Source organism: Treponema bryantii (assembly GCF_900113965.1).
Lineage (GTDB): Bacteria > Spirochaetota > Spirochaetia > Treponematales > Treponemataceae > Treponema_D > Treponema_D bryantii_A.
Window position 1 is genome coordinate 361574 of record NZ_FORI01000001.1, and the last position, 17619, is coordinate 379192.

The 17619-nt window shown below is 42.7% G+C and carries 15 protein-coding genes; 7 read left to right on the forward strand and 8 right to left on the reverse strand.

Going from position 1 to position 17619, the window contains the following annotated elements; translation table 11 throughout:
* Positions 1-96: 96 nt before the first annotated feature.
* Positions 97-999 carry a DMT family transporter gene (locus BM161_RS01665; protein WP_074930262.1) on the reverse strand — a complete coding sequence of 301 codons (903 nt, stop codon included), beginning with the start codon at positions 997-999 and terminating at the stop codon, positions 97-99.
* A 125-nt stretch (positions 1000-1124) separates the two neighbouring features.
* On the opposite strand from BM161_RS01665, the gene BM161_RS01670 reads away from it, so the two are divergent.
* The 3 genes from BM161_RS01670 to BM161_RS01680 all read left to right on the forward strand — a co-directional run bounded on the left by BM161_RS01670 (position 1125) and on the right by BM161_RS01680 (position 6094).
* Positions 1125-2051, forward strand: a complete 927-nt coding sequence (locus BM161_RS01670; RefSeq protein WP_083425632.1) for an HD-GYP domain-containing protein — start codon at positions 1125-1127, stop codon at positions 2049-2051.
* Positions 2052-2114: 63 nt separating this feature from the next.
* Positions 2115-3446, forward strand: a complete 1332-nt coding sequence (locus BM161_RS01675; RefSeq protein ID WP_074929920.1) for an MATE family efflux transporter — start codon at positions 2115-2117, stop codon at positions 3444-3446.
* A 107-nt stretch (positions 3447-3553) separates the two neighbouring features.
* A complete protein-coding gene (locus BM161_RS01680; RefSeq protein WP_177206188.1) occupies positions 3554-6094 on the forward strand; it encodes a glycoside hydrolase family 127 protein in 2541 nt (846 codons plus the stop codon).
* Here the strand turns inward: BM161_RS01680 and BM161_RS01685 are convergent.
* Together BM161_RS01685 and BM161_RS01690 are read right to left on the reverse strand one after the other, a co-directional pair.
* Positions 6065-6544 carry a YkgJ family cysteine cluster protein gene (locus BM161_RS01685; RefSeq protein ID WP_074929922.1) on the reverse strand — a complete coding sequence of 160 codons (480 nt, stop codon included), beginning with the start codon at positions 6542-6544 and terminating at the stop codon, positions 6065-6067. The two genes, BM161_RS01680 and BM161_RS01685, sit on opposite strands and share 30 nt — an antisense overlap.
* 15 nt (positions 6545-6559) lie before the next feature.
* Positions 6560-7726 (reverse strand): diacylglycerol/lipid kinase family protein, encoded by a 1167-nt coding sequence (locus BM161_RS01690; RefSeq protein ID WP_074929923.1) that lies wholly within the window; start codon positions 7724-7726, stop codon positions 6560-6562.
* 140 nt (positions 7727-7866) lie between these two features.
* Here BM161_RS01690 and BM161_RS01695 point away from each other — a divergent pair, with 140 nt between their 5' ends.
* The gene (locus tag BM161_RS01695; RefSeq protein ID WP_143090475.1) at positions 7867-9375 is read left to right on the forward strand and encodes a hypothetical protein; all 1509 of its coding nucleotides are present in this window, start codon (positions 7867-7869) and stop codon (positions 9373-9375) included.
* 47 nt (positions 9376-9422) lie between these two features.
* Here the strand turns inward: BM161_RS01695 and BM161_RS01700 are convergent, their stop codons facing one another.
* The 4 genes from BM161_RS01700 to rsmI form a co-directional block, all read right to left on the reverse strand.
* Complete coding sequence (locus tag BM161_RS01700) at positions 9423-10241, reverse strand: TrmH family RNA methyltransferase (protein WP_074929925.1); 819 nt, start codon at positions 10239-10241, stop codon at positions 9423-9425.
* A gap of 92 nt (positions 10242-10333) precedes the next feature.
* Positions 10334-11482: an iron-containing alcohol dehydrogenase gene (locus BM161_RS01705; protein WP_074929926.1), complete on the reverse strand. Its 1149-nt coding sequence runs from the start codon at positions 11480-11482 to the stop codon at positions 10334-10336.
* An 82-nt stretch (positions 11483-11564) separates the two neighbouring features.
* Entirely contained in the window at positions 11565-11852 is a 288-nt protein-coding gene (locus tag BM161_RS01710; RefSeq protein ID WP_074929927.1) for a flagellar biosynthesis anti-sigma factor FlgM, read from the reverse strand.
* Between the two features lie 21 nt (positions 11853-11873).
* Complete coding sequence (gene rsmI / locus BM161_RS01715) at positions 11874-12581, reverse strand: 16S rRNA (cytidine(1402)-2'-O)-methyltransferase (RefSeq protein ID WP_074929928.1); 708 nt, start codon at positions 12579-12581, stop codon at positions 11874-11876.
* Positions 12582-12665: 84 nt separating this feature from the next.
* Here rsmI and BM161_RS01720 point away from each other — a divergent pair, with 84 nt between their 5' ends.
* On the forward strand, positions 12666-14432 hold the full coding sequence (locus BM161_RS01720) for an AMP-dependent synthetase/ligase (protein WP_074929929.1): 1767 nt from the start codon (positions 12666-12668) through the stop codon (positions 14430-14432).
* Between the two features lie 3 nt (positions 14433-14435).
* Here BM161_RS01720 and BM161_RS01725 read toward each other — a convergent pair whose 3' ends face one another.
* Complete coding sequence (locus BM161_RS01725) at positions 14436-15674, reverse strand: hypothetical protein (RefSeq protein WP_074929930.1); 1239 nt, start codon at positions 15672-15674, stop codon at positions 14436-14438.
* 79 nt (positions 15675-15753) lie between these two features.
* Here BM161_RS01725 and BM161_RS01730 point away from each other — a divergent pair, with 79 nt between their 5' ends.
* A complete protein-coding gene (locus tag BM161_RS01730) occupies positions 15754-16923 on the forward strand; it encodes a C40 family peptidase (RefSeq protein ID WP_177206189.1) in 1170 nt (389 codons plus the stop codon).
* Between the two features lie 35 nt (positions 16924-16958).
* Positions 16959-17594, forward strand: coding sequence for a hypothetical protein (locus BM161_RS01735; protein ID WP_143090476.1), 636 nt, complete (start codon positions 16959-16961; stop codon positions 17592-17594).
* Positions 17595-17619 lie beyond the last annotated feature (25 nt).

The window sequence follows — 17619 nt, forward strand, 5'->3', positions numbered from 1 at the left end:
CTGGTTTTGATTTGCAGCGAGCGTTTACGTGTCGCTGCAGGCAGGAAGGACTGCGAACTGCCTGCAGGTTCAAATAAATTATAGTATTTTAAGGATTTATGCAACCACCGGGTTTTCTTCTGTATGGCGGTGAGTGTAAATATAATTCACAATCGCCATAGAGATGATGATGATGTAACCTGCAAGGCTCATCCAGTCCGGGAACTGCCCAAAGAAAACCAGTCCAAATAATGTAGAGAATAAAATCTGAGAATAATCGTAAATAGAAATTTTACTGGCTGGTGCATGGTAATAAGCCGCAGTTACTGAGAACTGGCCACCAGCCGCACAAGCGCCTGCACAGCAGAGGAACAAGGTCTGCTGCAGTGTCATAGGATTAAAGCTTGTAATCATGTAAGGCACAGAAAGCATCATCGAAAAGGCAGAGAAAAAGAGGATGATGATTTTACCGTTGCACTTGAGGTAGCTTAGTTTTCTGATGCTTGCATAAGCAAGGCCTGCTCCTACTCCACCCATAAAAGCCGCAAGGGTTGGAATCATCTGAGTAAAGTTGAAGGAGGGTTTTACAATCAGGATAGAACCGCAGAAGGCAACAAGAATGCAGGCAAGAGGTACCGGTTTGATTTTTTCACGAAGAATGATGAAACAAAAAATGATTGTAAAGAAAGGTGCCATTTTATTGAGGATTGCTGCGTCTGCCAGAAGGATGTGGTCGATTGCGTAAAAGTTTCCAAATACACCAACCGAGCCTGCAAAGGCGCGCAGGAAAAGATAAAGCGGCGCTCCCTTAGGAATGCGAATTGCTTCACGGCCGTTGTGGCGCACATCTCGGATAGTACCGCCCAGGGCAATTAAAAAGGCAACCGCGTTTCTGAAAAAAGCCTTCTGCACAAAGTGAATATCCCCCGCCAGCCGCACAAAAACGGCCATGAGCGCAAAGAAAAATGCCGAGCAGATGATAAAAAAGATACCCTTTGTGGTATTTGAACGTGGCTTCATTTCTTTAATTATACTGTATTTCTGGTGATTTGTCATTTTCAAACGAAAAGTTGTCATCTTGAACTTGTTTCAGGATCTCTATGACTTTTCCTTGACTTTTAGCACTTTGGTATTAGACTTGTCTTATGTTCATTTTAGGGCAGACTTTGATTCTGCTGGGATTTGTTTTACAAATCTGCAACCTGATAATTGATATACGCTTTATCCTTACCAAGAGGCATAACGTTACAGAAAACAGAAGAAGCCAGTTTCTGGACTTTCTGATTTTCGAAATGGTTCTGCTTTTTTGTGTAGTTTATCTGATTATATTTTTTGTAAAGGTTCAGACAGTCTGGGTGGGAATCCTTTTGTTTGCCGGCGCGGTTTTTGTTACGACCGTGCTACTTTGGATTTTCAACCTAACAAAAGAAATCAGAAGCTCTGCCTTTTCTATTTCCGAGGCCCTGATTGGAATTGTAGAAGCCCGCGACCCAAACCTTAACGGTCACAGTCTTCACGTTCAGGAACTTTCATTGCTGATTTACAAAAATCTTCCGGCCGGCTTTAAGCGCAGAATAAATGAAGAAAACCTTAAGTATGCCGCTCTCTTCCACGACGTTGGAAAGCTCGGTGTTCCAGAGGCAATTCTCAACAAACCGGCTTCTTTGAATCCCGATGAATGGAATGTGATGCGCCGCCACCCGGAAATCTCCGTGCAGATTCTTCGACCGCTTAAATCTTTTGACCTCATAAAAGAATGGATTATATTCCATCACGAAAGAATCGACGGCTCCGGTTATTACGGCATTCCCGGCGATAAAATACCTTTTGCCGCCCGCATCATTTCCGTTGCAGACACTTATTCCGCAATCACTATGGCCCGTTCCTACAAGCCAGGCAAGACCTACGAAGAAGCCATCGAGATTCTGCAGCGGGTAGAAGGCAAGCAGCTGGATACCTACCTCGTTTCACTTTTCTGCACTATCCCAAAAGAAGATGTTCTTGCCTGCATGGACCGCGTCAAAGAAAAAATCAGCAAGCAGTCCTCCGTAGCCGAGATGCTGGAGGTTTAATACACATTTTCTATATAATCATACAATTCCACGGGGCGGCGGGGTGCTATAATCTGCATTAGTATGAGAGATAATACTGTAAACATGACGGAAGGGAGTCCTGTCCGTTTGCTGCTGGCTTTTTCTTTGCCCATGCTGATTGGTAACATTTTTCAGCAGCTTTATAATCTTGTTGATTCGGTGATTGTCGGTCAGTTCATTGGAGCTGATGCGCTGGCGGCTATTGGGGCTACCGGTTCAATCACTTTTTTCTTTTTTGCTCTTTGTAACGGAATTGGCGCGGGTGGCGGAATTGTTACTTCCCACTTTTTTGGCGAGGGTGCCACAGACAAGGTAAAAAACTGTATCGCCAACACTGCCTATATCATGCTTGTGATTCCAACGACAATTGGTGCCATTGCATTTTTTACAGCCGGCCCGATTCTCCGTCTTCTGAACACTCCGGAAACTATTCTGGCCGACTCAAAGACCTACATGCAGATTATGTGTGTCTGCATCGTTATGATTTCGGTTTACAATTTTGCTTCTTCCATGTTGAGGGCTCTGGGTGATTCCAAGACACCTCTTTATTTTTTGATTTTCTCCTGCCTGCTCAATGGCGTTCTCGATGTGATTTTTGTCTACAACCTCAAGCTGGGCGTATGGGGTGCCGGGGTTGCAACTTTGATTTCTAACATGATTTGTGGTGCGCTCTGTCTTCTTTTTGCCTTTAAGACAAATCCATATTTTAAGATGACTAGGATGGACTGGCGCGTGAATCCTGTGATTCTTGGACGCTGTGTAAAACTTGGCGTGCCACTTTCTCTTCAGTTCTCTCTGATTGCAATTTCCTGCATGGCTCTTCAGCGTGTGGTAAACTCTTTTGGACCTGTGGCGGTTGCGGCCTTTACTGCGACAAGCCGCATTGAACAGCTGATTCACCAGCCTTATGGAACTCTGGGTACTGCTCTTTCAACTTATACCGGCCAGAACTACGGAGCCAAAAAGCATGACCGCATTATTGAAGGCTACCGCAAGAGCATGATTATGATGGCGATTTTTACCATTGTGATGATACCTCTGATTCAGATTTTCGGAAGTCCTATTACGGCACTTTTTGTAAAGGAGCCTGAGGTAATTGAGATGGGTGCAAAAGCTCTGAGAATTACCAGCTGGTTCTATATCTTCCTTGGTGTGATTTACGTTGTGCGCGGTGTGCTCAACGGTATAGGCGACGCGACCTTTGCCTTGATAAACGGCGTGACTGAGGTCGTGGGCCGCTTTGTAGTTCCGGTGGCCCTCTGTGCGGTTGCGGCAATCGGCGTCTGGGGCTGCTGGTGGTCTGTAGGCATTGTCTGGTTTTTGAGTGCATTAACTGCATGGTTGCGTTATCTATATATGAAGCGTAAAATATAATAATGTACATTCTTAAAAAGAGGAGATTTCTGCTTCTGTTTCTTTGCACGGCAATTCTGTTTATGAGTTGCCGTCAGGAGAAAGAGAAAGAATCAGGAGATTTTAATATGATTTTAGTTAAACGTTTAACCAATCTTCAACCCTTTGGACTTGGAGATGTAATTCTTGAAGATGAATTTTTTACACAGGTAACTCAGAAGGATGTAGATTTTCTGAACACCTTTGACGTTGACCGTCTTTTATATAATTTCCGTGCGACAGCCGGCTTGAAGAATAAAGCCAGCGGGCCATACAACGGCTGGGAAAATACCAGAATTGGTGGTCACACTCTGGGACATTATCTGGCGGCTGCGGCTCAGGCAGTAGCAGGCGGCTATGGGGACTGTAAAGGCATAGACGGAGTGACTCTGAGTCAGCGTCTTGCAGCCTTGATTGCAGGGCTTGCAGAGTGCCAGGCGGCAAGCGGCAACAGGTCGGGCATGAAAGCCGGTTTTATCTTTGGTGCAACTATGGCAGATCCTGCAAAGCCGGAACTTCAGTTTGATAAGCTGGAAGAAGGAAATCAGGCTGATACCTGGGTGCCATGGTACACAATGCATAAGATTATGAACGGTCTTGTGGAGACGGCAAAACTTGCGGGAGGACAGACTGCAGAGCAGGCCCTGGAAGTTGCCGAAAAACTTGGCGAATGGATGTACGAGCGAATCTGCGGCTGGTCTAAAGAAACAAGAAAAAGAGTGCTTTCTGTTGAATACGGCGGAATGAATGACTGTCTTTACGAGCTTTACAAATGCGCAAGGGCAGCCGGCTATGCTCAGGCAGATCATTTTAAGCAGGTGGCTCACACCTTTGATGAAGAATATCTTTTTAAGGAGATTCTTACGGCGCCGGCAGTTAAGGGAAAGGATGCCAATATTTTGAACAACCGCCATGCAAATACAACAATCCCAAAATTTGTTGGTGCTGTAAACCGCTGTCTTACTTTGAAGGCAGAAGGCGACAGCGCATCTGAAGCAGAACAGAAGCAATATCTTGAATACTGCAAGGCCTTCTGGAATCTTGTTACACAGCATCACACTTATATTACCGGCGGCAACAGCGAGTGCGAGCACTTTGGAAAGGATGATATTCTTGATGCAGAACGCAGCAATACAAACTGCGAAACCTGTAATGTACACAATATGCTTAAGCTTACCCGTGCTCTTTTTATGCTGACCGGAGAGCGCAAGTATGCAGACTATTATGAGAATACCTTTATCAATTCGATTCTGGCTTCTGTAAACCGCGAAACAGGAATGACAACCTACTTCCAGCCAATGGCTACCGGTTGTTTTAAAACCTACTGTAATTCTGATGTAAATAAAAACTACTTCTGGTGCTGTACAGGAACCGGTCTTGAAAACTTTACCAAGCTTGGCGACAGTATATTTTTTTATGATGATGAAAGTTCGACCCTGCTTGTGAACCAGTATTTCAGTTCTACTGTAAACTGGAAAGCAAAGGGAATTAAGCTCAGCCAGAAATCAGATATTCCGATGGGGGAGGCGGTTTCATTCACAGTGGAGACAACAGCTGATTCCGCTGCTACTGACTTTACTCTTGCCCTCCGCATCCCAGACTGGACTGCAGCCACACCTTCACTTTTGATAAATGATGCAGATGCAGACACAAAAGACTTTGCCGAAGAAGACGGCTACCTTTTCATAAAGAGAAACTGGCAGTCTGGCGACACAATCACTTTAAACCTTCCAATGGAAATCCGCGCATACACCTTGCCTGATAATCCGAAGGCAGCAGCCTTTAAGTATGGTCCGGTTGTTCTTGCAGCAGAACTCGGTCGCGACGACAAAATGTCCCTCCGCCAGGTTGGGGTTCAGTGCGATGTTTGTGCAAACAAAATCATCCGTGGTATCTCACTTCCTCTCAACGGAAACTACGGCGGCACAAACGGCCTCAAGCCAATCGCTCCGGAATATATCCTAATTAAAAATGCCCAGAGCACAGAAGATTTCCTTTCAAACATCAACGAGCATTTTGAGCGTCAGCCTGGCAGCCTTACATTTGTTTTGCATGATATTGGATTTGGTGATTCAGGTGATTTGACTTTCTCTCCATATTACCTCATCAATAATCAGCGCTACGGAATCTACTGGCTTTATGTTACAGAGCTTCCAAAGCAGACAGAAGCTGATGATGCGGAAAAGGAACTTGCAAAATATACATTTATTGAGGGAATTGGTGTAGGCTACGGAACTCAGACAGAGGGCAACGAAACAACTGCTCCATACATGCAGGAATCTGGAACCGGTTCTGTGGGCCAGCCTCATGAGCTTACCCGCTATGCAAAGGATGGAGGAAGCTTCTCTTACGTCTGCAAGGTAAATCCGGATAAAAAGAATTACCTCCAGTGCAACTTCCTCAGAGACGATAACGGAAAACGTATTATCATCAAATCCGGCGACACACTTATTGCAGATTACATTCTTTCCTGTGATGGTTCAGAAGAAAAGTTCTTTAAGCTTTTTGAGATTCCAGAGTCACTTACAAAAGGAAAAGACGGTCTTAGAATAGAGTTTTCTGCCGCAAGATGGTCTGATTCAGCCCGCCTTGCAGCTCCATTAAACACTCTTTTTCTCGGCAGCAATTAAGGCTTCTACCTCTTCACGATGGAGGGGAACGTTGTCCAGATAGGCTTTTTTGTTGGCTTCAATCTCTTCGTAGGGCCACACGCGGCCCTTGTTCATGCCGGGGCATTCTGCGGCGCACTCGTTCCAGGTTTTCTCATCAGCAATCATCCAGGACCAGAAAGGGTAGGTTGAACACTGAATCGGGCGGGCTTCGTAAGCAGAGCAGCCATTATCCCAAAGAATGCAATCGTAATTCTTTTTTTCGAGAAGAGCCAGCACCTGAGTTCCGTAATAGTAGTCGGCCCAGCGGCAGTATTTTGCAACAAAATCAGCAACACTCATTTTGAAGTGTTCACAGAGTGTCATTAAATCTCTTTTAGAAAGATATACGAATCCCGGTGAATGTCCGCAGCAGTAAGAACAGCGCTGGCATTCAAAGTGGAGTCCGTTTTTGTAAAAGCATTCTTCCATGACGCGCTTAGATTATCACAAACTTACCGGTTTGAGAACCCGCAGACATGGCTCGGTAAGCTCAATAATCAGAGGGAAGTGGGCCGGCGTAAGCATAACTGTTTCGCCATCGCACTGCATCAAAATTGATTTGTCATAAGAAAGCCGAACCTTAGCAGCAGAATGCAGAGAGGCAATAGGAGTGCCCTTGAAAGAACCATCAACAAAGCGGTGGTTTTCTTTTATCAGATTCCAGAGGGAAATTTTTGGCGCAACGCAAAGGTTATTTTCATCCGGTAAAACCTTATGGCCGCCGTAAACCCTATAGCCGGAAGCACCAAAAGCCATAAGGGTGATTGGAGCAGAAATCTCGCCGGTTTTGTCTCCGCCTTCAGAAAACATTTCTATTTTTGCTGTACCAAGAGGAAAGTGCTTGTCGTAAACCAGACCGCTTAAAGGAACACAAAGATGATAGAAATTACCCGGAAGCGTTTTCTTTACGGTGTTAGTCATATAAACAACGTAAGCATCAAGACCAAGGCTTGCAATATTAAAGGCATACCATGGCGCTCTGAATTCCGGGTCACCATATTTGGCAGGATCTTTTTTGCCGGCAGAGGCAGCAATTGCTTCATCATCAACATCCTTCTCCGGATAGATTCTTACAGCGCGGTCGTTGGCAAAAACAAGGCCACCCTTCAAAAGCTCAATAGTCTCTTCGATTTTATGACCATCAGTTCCATCATTACCAGTTCCAAGAGGGAGACGAAGAATTGTAATATGATTTGTGATTGCATCGTGATGCTTAGGTCCCTGCATGGCTTCCTTGAAAAGCGTGGTTTGAACTTCGAGAGAAGTACCGTCTCCGCCTGCAGTTACAATAAGATTTTCGCAATCCGGGGCATCACTTGCAATTAACTGGGAAACAACAGATTTTGTTAAATCCTTGGCGTGGCCTGCATATTCAGTGGAAAAAATCTTATAGGAAATAGATTCAACGCATTGCGGTAGTTCTGAAATATCAGAAATAACAGATGAAAAATATCTTTTTAGATGTTCGGCCTTAGCTGGTTTTGTAAAACAGCCAGCCGTTTTATTTGCTATAAAGTATAGATAAACTCTCTTTCTGCTCCATAATTTATTACGAGCAATCAGGGCACTTATACATTCAGCAATATCCTGTGGTGTCAGAATTAAGTCCATATTTAACTATAAGTCTGCTTATCTGTTTTAGTCAAATAAAAAAAGTTGAATAAAAATGTTTAATAAATGTATACAAGTGATATAATTACTAATAATGTTTTGCATTTTATAAATATTAAGTTATAATAGTAAAAAGTAGAATGAGTGAGTTAGACGAACATCTTGAATTAGATAAGGAAAAAATCAGAGTCTCAGTTGGCTTACAGTTACCAATAGAGATGACTTCCTATACTCTTCCAAGAAATACAGAAGTTTATATTCGCACCGTAATGGAGATGTTCCTTGAAGAATGCCATCAGGATCACCTTAAGGAATATCTGAACTTCTGTTTGAGCGAACTCCTGACCAATGCAAAAAAAGCCAATACAAAGCGTGTTTACTTTATAGAAAAAGGCCTGGATATTAATGATCCTGATGATTACAAAAAGGGTATGGAGAACTTTAAGATGGATACCCTTACCAATATCGATCATTATCTTGAGCTTCAGAAAAAAGCCGGCCTTTATATAAAGCTTTCCCTTAGAATTCTTGCAGACAAAATCTATATTGAAATCAGAAATAATTCCAAGCTTACAGTTTTTGAGGAAGAACGAATCCACCAAAAGTTGAACAGCGTTCAGCAGTATCATGAGATGAACGATGTGTTTACAAAGGTTTTGGACCAGTCAGAAGGTGCCGGACTTGGTATTATGATTATAATTCTCATGCTGCAGAAGGTTGGACTTTCTAAAGACTGCTTTCAAGTTTATTCTGATGATGAAGAAAATGAAACCGTTACCCGAATCATCATGCCTTGTAATTCAACAGTATTCTCTGGCGTAGAAATGCTTTCGTATGAGTTTGTAAATCTTGAAGATTCTACTCCTATTTTAAGGGAGCATTTTAATGAGGCAAATAAGATTGTAAATGCAGGCGAAGTAATAGACCGCAAGGCTCTTTATGAAGTAGTTCGAAAAGATATTTCTCTTGCCCTTCTGCCTTTTAAGTATGTTCTTGAGAAAGACAAAAAATGCTTTAATCTTCAAAAGGCAATTGCAATGCTTTCTGATTATGATTTGAAGTTTATTTATGATGAGAGCAATCCACGAAACAGAATTCTTGATAATCCGGGTAATTTTGCCTCTATTTTAGAGCATTCAAGACGAGTTGCATATTACACTTACACCTTGTATATGAACTGTCCGCTCAAGGATACCTTCCCTGAAGATGAAAACTATATGTATCTTCTTGGCCTGTTTAACAGCCTTGGCGCAATGCTTCTTGCTGGGGCTAGTAAAAATCAGATTGATTACATTACCGAATTGAGTAAACAGTACTCAGATTATGGAGAGAATATTCTTGATATGTTTATGCACAGAAATGCGGCTACATATCTGAGTATGGTTGCTGCTAAACGATACGGATTTGATACAAAAGTTGCTTATAATCTTGTTGGCTGGAATGGTCTTGCACTGGTTCCGGAAGATGAAAAGAACAAGATTGGCATTCTTCATATTGCGGAAATGGTTGAGTTCTATTCACGCGGTATGGTTGATTTCTATCAGATAAATAAAAAAGCGCTCGCTATGTTCAATATTATCGACGAGCGCCAGTTCAATAAACTTGTAAAAGATTTAAGTGATGGATATAAGGCCGATTGCGGCGAATAATGGTGGTTGAGTGCTTCGCGAAGCGAAGTGTATCGAAACCACCGTTCCTACTTTAATTGTTCCACCCACTTCTGCATTAAAATTCCAAATGCCACACCAACGTTTAATGAAGCTTTAAGGCCTTTCATTGGTATTGTTACTGTGCCGTAGGTGGCGCGGGCGAGGGCTTCGGGGCTTACGCCGAGTTCCTCGGAGCCTATGATGCAGATGCCGCGTTCAGGAAACTTGAACTCTTCGATTGGAGTTCCGCCGGTTTCCAGCGCGAAAACGGGAATGTCCTCGGGAAGTTCTTCGAGGGGAACGCGGTCCCAGCCCATGGTTTCTATGCAGCCCATGCCGGAGCGGATTGCGCGTGGCTGAGTAGGGTCAATGCAGTGTGGTGAAATTAAAACCTTTTCGGCTCCCATTGCCTCGGCGGTACGGAAAATTGAACCTATATTGAATGGCGAACGGATGTCTTCTGCGTAAACAGCAACTCCGGGAAAAAAGTCGCGGGCGCGGACGGTGCCGTCTTCATTTTCCGGGGCGGCGTGCGGCGCGATTACGAGGTCCCACTCCGCAGGAAACGTTCCGAGCAGTTCCAGCAAAGTGTTGCGGGCAAAGTTACAGAGTCTAAGTTCATCAAAAGGTTCTGCCGCCAGCAGTGTTTTCAGTGTTGTGGCTGCTTCTTCAGAAAGTTTTGGGTCGCGTAAAAGAACTGCAGTAACCTGCTTAATGTATTCTGCGCGCGGCAGACTTGTAAAGGAATATTCAGTTCCCTTTTCTGCAATTCCGAGAATATCGCGTTCGAGTGCACCGAATGTAAGTGCTAATTTGCGGCGCTTCTGTCCGCCTTCCAATTGAAATAATTTTCCTGGTTCTATCATGTGTTAAAATAATATGGATTGCTTCGCTACGCTCGCAATGACACTATATACCGTCATTGCGAGGAGCGTAGCGACGAAGCAATCCATTATTCCTAATATGCTAGTTTTACAAAATCAAACAAATCATCCGTAGTCATACTACGTGGCAGGTTGTTAATCAGGTTTACGGCCTTAATATCTTCAACCGGCAGCGAAAGCTGTTCAATTGTAAGATTTAAATCCTTAAGACGGGTTGGCAGAGCAGATTTAGCAATCTTCTGACGAACATATTCAGTAAGCTGCTTTGCGGCATCTTCGCCTTTAGTTTCTTCAGGGCAGGCGCGGATAAGGTGAGAAAGTGTCTCAAGCTTTGCGAGCTTAAACTTTGCAACATCTTCCAGCTGGAAAGGAAGCAAAATAGAAGAGATGAGAGACTTACTCTTGTGATAGCGGGAATAAATACTTAAAGAAAGTAGAGTTCCAATTCCAACAGAAGAAGCGGCGGCACCAAGTGAAATCAGACAGCCTGCCTGAGCCATAAGAACTTCTGCAGGTGTTGTGATGTCGAGAGTAGGTGAGCCGTCGAGTCCGTAAGAAAGAATCTCAAGACCTTTTTCTATAAACATATCGCTAAAGAAGTTTGCCTTCTGAGAAAGGTATGCTTCAATTGCAATGGAAATCAAATCAATAGAAAGTGTAGATTTCTGATTGTCTGTAAGAGTGAGCATAAGGTTAGGGTCTATAAGAACAAGTTTACAAACTCCACCCTGTACGCGCAGGAACTTAAGCTGATGGCTGCGTGAGTCTACAACCGGAATATCCTGTGTAAACATAAATGGGCTTCTGTAGGTTGTAGGAATACAGATACATGGAATTGCATTTGCTGTAGGAAGAGCTCCATCTACAAAGTTATAAAAATCATGAACTTCGTTATAGTATGCTGCAACGGCGCGGCCAACCTGAATGGCTTTTTCTCCACCAATTGCAATAATACCGTGAACGTGACCTTCTTTTGCAAGACCAAGCGCACGTGAAATTACCTGAGTTGTAGGGCCTTCTGCAAGTTCTGCAAATACAAAGCTTTCAATTTTGCGGTCAATCAAAGACTGCATAATCTGGCCTGCAAGCTGAGCTTCGTTTAGCATAGGGTCCATAATAACCATATAACGTGAACCCCATTCATGTACCTGAGCACCAAGACGGCTGATGGTGTAAGGTCCTAAAATAATGTTTGGATTGATACGAAATGCTAAATCTGCCATGTTTTTTCCTCTTCTCCTACTTTTATAAACAAAAAAAGACGGAAACGCGTTCCGTCTTTTGAGAGTCAATTAAAGACCGCTATTAGAGTCCAATTGCAGACAAGAACTTGTCTGCTGCCGACTTAATTACGGCATCATTTAAGTAGTTTGGATCCTTAAGCTTTTCTTTAACGGCTGCAACGCGATCTGCTCTTACATCAGGAGTCTCGTTAGCAACTTTTTCCAGGTAGTAAGCTTCAGCCATTTCTTTGGCTTCTGCAGAAACGCTGATAGAATCGTAATCGCGGTCTACCTTTGCAGAGCTTTCGGTTTTGCGGAGATTCTGAACATTGTTTACCTGAGTAACATTGTTTACACCATTTATCATCATAACGTCCTACCCCTCTACCCTTTAATTATCGGTAGATTCATCAGAATTCTTAATATTTTTTACACCAGAAATGAAAACTGCAAACTCCCCTTTAACGGATTGTCGCGAAGAATAATCCTCGTACAACTCAACGGCTGTACCACTGGTTATTTCCTCGTGCAGTTTTGTCAATTCTCGTCCAACAACGATGCGCCGGTTACTATCAATATCGGCAATGTCCGCAAGAAGTTTAGTAATTCTGAACGGACTTTCGTAAATAACTACCGCATTTCCGGTATCCATCAGCTCTTTTAAGCGGCTGCGTCGTCGGCCTGGCTTAGGTGAAAGAAAGCCCTCAAAAATAAGTGTTTTACCGCCCGTACCCGCAACGCTCACAAGGGTTGCAAACGCAGCAGGGCCTGGAATCGGCACCACATCAAAACCTGCCTGGCGAACAACATCAACAAGAACTGCACCCGGATCAGAAATACCCGGAGTTCCTGCGTCACTTGCATAAGCAACGTCATGTCCTTCTTCCAGCAGTTTGACTATCTTTTCCCCAGCAAATCTTTCGTTTTGGGCCCTGCAGGAAATAAGCGGCTTTTTGATTTCAAAATGATTCAAAAGCTGCAAGGTATGGCGGGTATCTTCAGCAGCAATATAATCTGCACTTTTAAGTGTTTCGATTGCTCTGTAAGTAATATCGCCAAGATTCCCTATTGGTGTTCCAACAACAAAAAGTTTTGCCACGCATATATTATAGAATGAAATGAACTAAGATACAAGCAAAATTAAATTTTTGCAAAAATCAGTTTTCAGGCTTAAAATAAAGGCATGGCTACAATAAACAATATTCCTTGGAAATATCTTGATGATTTTCGTGGTACAGAGTTCAAAGGCGAATGGCCAACATTCCCTGAGCTTCTGAGAATTCAGGCTAAACGGAACGGAGAAAGACCGTGTTTTACGGCTTTTGACGGACCGGGAGATTCTAAGCGTACTCTAACCTACAACGAGGTGCTTGCTAATGTAACTGCGCTTGCCGACTGGCTTACTGAGAACGGACTTAAAAAAGGTGACCGTGTTGCAGTAATGGGAAAAAACTCTCCGGAGTGGGCAACTGCATATCTGGCAACTCTTTTTGCAAGTGGTATTGTTGTGCCTGTTGATAACGGACTTCATGAACCGGAAGTTGTGAACATTGTAAAAACAGCAGAACCAACATTTATCTTCTGCGACGACGACCGTTCTTTCATGTATAAAAATAATTTTGATAAACTCAAAATCTATTCCTTGAATCAGGATGCGGGAGATCGTTTTATCCTTAATCTTAAGGCTAAGGCTGCTGTAAAGCCAAATGAACCTGCTACTGAATACGACACCTGTGCAATTCTCTTTACTTCCGGAACAACCGGAAAGCCAAAGGGTGTAATGCTTTCTCACAAAAACCTTATGTCTGATGGTTTTATTGCTCAGAGAAACTTTAATCACTATAACACAGATGTTTTCTACGCTCTGCTTCCAATCCATCATGCCTATACAATGCAGGCAGCCTTTATAAACCCTCTGCAGACCGGTGCATCTATTGTATTTGGAAAGAGTATGGCGGTTTCAAAACTGCTGCGAGAGCTTAAGGAAGGAAAAATCACCATTATGCTTGGTGTTCCTCTTCTTTATAACAAGCTTCTTTCGGGAATCAGAAAAGGAATTAAGTCTAAGGGCCCGGTAGTTGCAGGACTGCTTGGTTTTGTAAGCTGGCTTTCTTATGCACTTAAAAAGGTTTTCCATATTAATGCGGGAAAACGTTTGTTTAAGCCGGTGCTTGAACAGGCAAGTATTTATACAATCCGTGTTGCAATTTCTGGTGGTGGTCCGCTTGCGCCTAGTGTTTGCCGCCAGTACAACGCAATGGGTATTGATTTTATTCAGGGCTACGGACTTACAGAAACTTCTCCTATTATTGCGCTGAACCCTGTTGAGCATTTTAAGAGCGAAAGTGTTGGTATGTCTTTTGCACCTTATGAAGAAGTGAAGATTTTGAATCCGGAAAAGGTAATCACTAAAAAAGGTGTAGAAGAAGTTGGTGAAATTGCTGTAAAAGGTCCAATGGTTATGCAGGGCTACTACAAAATGCCTGAAGAAACCAAGGCTATGTTTACAGAAGACGGCTTCCTTAAGACCGGTGACCTTGGAAGTATAGACAGTGAAGGATATATTAAGCTTTGCGGTCGTGCAAAGAATCTGATTGTTACAAGCGGTGGTAAGAATGTTTATCCTGAAGAGATTGAGGATGCATTCCAGCTTTATGATGAGATTCAGCAGATTACTGTTCGCGGTTATTATTCTGATGAAGAAAAGACATCTGAGGAAATTGAAGCTTTAATTTACCCTAGCGATGAGCTTTACAAAACTCTTGGTGTTGAACGTAATAATGAGTTTGTTCAGGATGAGGTTCTTGATGCGGTTCAGAAGATTGTGAGCAAGGTGAATAAAAACTTCCAGGCTTACTCACAGATTTCTAAGGTTACTTTGTTGAAGGAGCCGTTAGAGATGACTACTTCGCAGAAAGTTAAGAGAAACTTTATACCGAAAACTTATTAATTGCTACCGTGCGTAATTACGTATTTCGCCACATAGTTTCTCTAATTCTTTGCTACGGCGCTGGTAGGCGGCGAGGTAGAGGTCTGGGACGGCGCCGCCTGAGCAGGATGCAGCCCAGAAACGAACGTCGTCGGCCTGGCGGTCGTAAGATTCTGCACGGTATTGAGTTGGAGCAAGGGCAGTTTTATCAGATAATGATGTCTGAGCCTCTTCTGTAAAAAAGCCGGCAAGATATTTTTTACAGTTTGAATTATCTGAAAGCAGCATGCAGGAAACAGCCGGTGCAATTAAACCATAATCTGCCCCAGATTTATACATTGGAGTCTTTGCCGACTCATAATTCTTAATAATATTATAGGCAATTTTTCTGTGGGAACTCAGAAGTGTAAAGAAGCAGGAAATCTGTTTTTCTTCTGCAAAGTAAACTAAATCATTTCCGTGTCCATTATACCAGGCCGGGTGAGTAAGACCCTCCTTTGGCCAGAGCTTGAGCATATCAAGAAGGGAGCGGAGGGTAAGATCTTTGCCGTCCAGCTTTACATCAATAACTTCATCCAAAATTTCAACAGTACGGAGTTCATCAATCAGTTTATTGTAGGCAGAAAGACCGCCCTTTGACATTACCAGTGCGCCAAGAAAATCAATCAAAATACGATTGTCGGCACCATTACAGAAGAATGGGCTGAATACATAATTTTTTGACTCGTTAAGATATTTGATAAAGGCATCATAATTTTCCGGAGTATCGGAATTAAGACGGTTTAGAACTTCAGTACTGAAAGCAAATTCACAGTGGTCCAGAATAATCGGAATGCATTTTTTATTACGCAGGGAATTAGGAATTTGCTCGAGAATCTTTGCAGGAATATCTTCCGCAGATTTTGAGAGTGTATCGGTAATTTCGCCCCGCCAGGTAAAAAGCATGTCATATTTTTCTTTTACAATCTGAAGGTCAAAATCTTTATCAGAAAGAGTGTCCAGCTGAAGAATAATATTTTCTTCCTGAGGAATCTGAGCCTTCAACAGTTCGGTAAGATTTTCATCAAGACCGTAAAAAGCAACTTTTACAGTGCGGTCTGCAATCCGTTTTTTGTAAGTACGAACGCCAATGCAGATTCCGGTAATAACGAGAATTGTACAAATAAAACTTAGTCCATAAGTAATTGTCTTTTTGTTCAGAAGAAAGGCTTTTGCTTTTGAGTCTTTAGAAATCTTCTTATTTTTCTTGCTTTTCTTACTCATAATTAGAATATCGGAATAATGATTTATTTCTATAGTTATGTTTGTTACAATAAAATACGAGAATATAATTATGATGATTTTGAATAAATTCGCGTTTTTTACTGAAAAAGGAGCCCGTGGGCTTGCCAAACGAACTCTTTCAATTATGCTGCTGATTTTCTGCGTGTGTTGTGTACGCCTTTGCGCAGAAGATACTTCGCCTGCAGAAGCTCAGGTTATGCGCGAGAAATTTGTGGCTGAGTCTAAAAAATATGTCGGCTCTCCTTATGTGCTTGGTGCCATTGGTCCAGATAAGTTTGACTGCTCGGGACTGGTTTATCACTGTTCTCGCGAGTCTTTGAAAAAACAGCTGCCTCGTACTGCTAAAGCACTTTATAACTATTGCCGCATTGTGCCGGATAAGGACAAGGAAATTGGAGATCTTCTTTTCTTTAAGACAAATAATACAGCTCCAATCACACATGTTGGAATCTACATTGGAAATAATCAGTTTATTTCTGCTATAAGTGATGGCCCGAATACCGGCGTAATTATTTCTTCACTTAAGCAGGATTACTGGAAGCCAAAATATGTTGCCTGCGGACAGTTCCTGCCTTCTGGTAAACAGAAAGGCCGTTCTAATGATTCAGATTTTGAGGAAGAAGATTTTATTGATGATGAAGAGAGCTCTGGTTCAGGTTCGGGCAGCGCTGGCAGCAATGTAAGTTTTAAGGGCAGCAGTTTTTATAATCCGGAAGGGGAAGGACTTGATGTTCTTGCCGCAGATGCTTCTCTTTTCTGCGACTGGTCTTTAATTTCTCCTAATTCTTTTATGTTCCAGTGGCGCGGTATAGATTTACATACAAATGTGCGTTATACAAAATGGGCTCTGGAGCCTGGTTTTGGCCTTGGTCTTAGATGGAATTACGGAATGGGTGTTTTCCAGATGCCGCTTATGTTCTCTGCAACTGTAAATGATTATTTCAGATTCTATGCTGGACCGGTTGTTACCTTTGGAAACGCTAGAATGATGGTAACTGATGAAGAAGTTAAGGCTTCTGTTTTCCCTGGAATTATTGGAGTTTCTCTTTCTACTCCTGCACTGACAATTGGAAAGGCCAAGGGGCAGGTGGTTCAGGATATCAGCTATACAGTTTTCAATAAGCCGGATAATTCTGCACTTTCGTTCACAAATTCTGTTTCTGCGGGCCTTGTATTATTTACCGGAATAAGGGTAACCTTAGGCGTAGGCAGCTTGTTTAATAAGTGATGAAACGGAATAACTATCGCCGAAACAAGTTCGGGATGACGGGCTTACTGATTCTTTTAATTTCTCTTTTCACCTCATGTACTACTGAGGTAACGCTTACTCTTAAGCAGGATGACTCTGTTGCCATTCAGTTTGAGGGTGGGGCAGGTCAGGCTTTTGCCAAGATGATTAGTTCTGCAGCGGGACTCGGTGGTTCCGGTACTGGTTCAGATGGAGAGGCTGGAGAACTTCTTATTGATACAGGTTCCGTTTCTTACGAGCTTGCAAAGGCTGGTTTTTCTGAGGTTAAGGTTAGTCAGAAAAAAGGCGGCGCTGTATCAATCATCATGAATGACAAAAAACAAAACTCATATCTTTTCAGCTCAAAAATTGTAAAGGCAGAAAAGGGAAAGCTTATTTCTGCAATTACTCGTAAAAGCCTGGAAGATTTTTATAATTCTTCTGATGAACAGACCCGCATGATTTTAGATCTGTTTCTTGCTCCGGTTTTTAATAACGAAGAGATGAGCGAAGAAGAGTATATAGAAATGGTTGGTGCATTTTACGGGGAAGGAGCTGCTAAAGAGGTTAGCGAAAGCTTCGTAAAAATCAATCTGATATCAAAAGACGGCACAAAAGAGACTCAGAACATTCCCCTAACTCAGCTTTTGTGTGGAAATTTCAACTACTAGAATAGACATTTATTCAATTATTTTT

Excerpts from the sequence above, each read along its gene's own strand:
- BM161_RS01685 (WP_074929922.1), bottom strand. The coding sequence starts at position 6,544 with ATGGAAGAATGCTTTTACAAAAACGGACTCCACTTTGAATGCCAGCGC.
- BM161_RS01680 (WP_177206188.1), top strand. The coding sequence starts at position 3,554 with ATGATTTTAGTTAAACGTTTAACCAATCTTCAACCCTTTGGACTTGGA.
- BM161_RS01695 (WP_143090475.1), top strand. The coding sequence starts at position 7,867 with ATGAGTGAGTTAGACGAACATCTTGAATTAGATAAGGAAAAAATCAGA.
- BM161_RS01670 (WP_083425632.1), top strand. The coding sequence starts at position 1,125 with ATGTTCATTTTAGGGCAGACTTTGATTCTGCTGGGATTTGTTTTACAA.
- BM161_RS01735 (WP_143090476.1), top strand. The coding sequence starts at position 16,959 with ATGACGGGCTTACTGATTCTTTTAATTTCTCTTTTCACCTCATGTACT.
- BM161_RS01665 (WP_074930262.1), bottom strand. The coding sequence starts at position 999 with ATGAAGCCACGTTCAAATACCACAAAGGGTATCTTTTTTATCATCTGC.
- BM161_RS01700 (WP_074929925.1), bottom strand. The coding sequence starts at position 10,241 with ATGATAGAACCAGGAAAATTATTTCAATTGGAAGGCGGACAGAAGCGC.
- BM161_RS01690 (WP_074929923.1), bottom strand. The coding sequence starts at position 7,726 with ATGGACTTAATTCTGACACCACAGGATATTGCTGAATGTATAAGTGCC.
- BM161_RS01710 (WP_074929927.1), bottom strand. The coding sequence starts at position 11,852 with ATGATGATAAATGGTGTAAACAATGTTACTCAGGTAAACAATGTTCAG.
- BM161_RS01725 (WP_074929930.1), bottom strand. The coding sequence starts at position 15,674 with ATGAGTAAGAAAAGCAAGAAAAATAAGAAGATTTCTAAAGACTCAAAA.
- BM161_RS01675 (WP_074929920.1), top strand. The coding sequence starts at position 2,115 with ATGAGAGATAATACTGTAAACATGACGGAAGGGAGTCCTGTCCGTTTG.
- BM161_RS01720 (WP_074929929.1), top strand. The coding sequence starts at position 12,666 with ATGGCTACAATAAACAATATTCCTTGGAAATATCTTGATGATTTTCGT.
- BM161_RS01705 (WP_074929926.1), bottom strand. The coding sequence starts at position 11,482 with ATGGCAGATTTAGCATTTCGTATCAATCCAAACATTATTTTAGGACCT.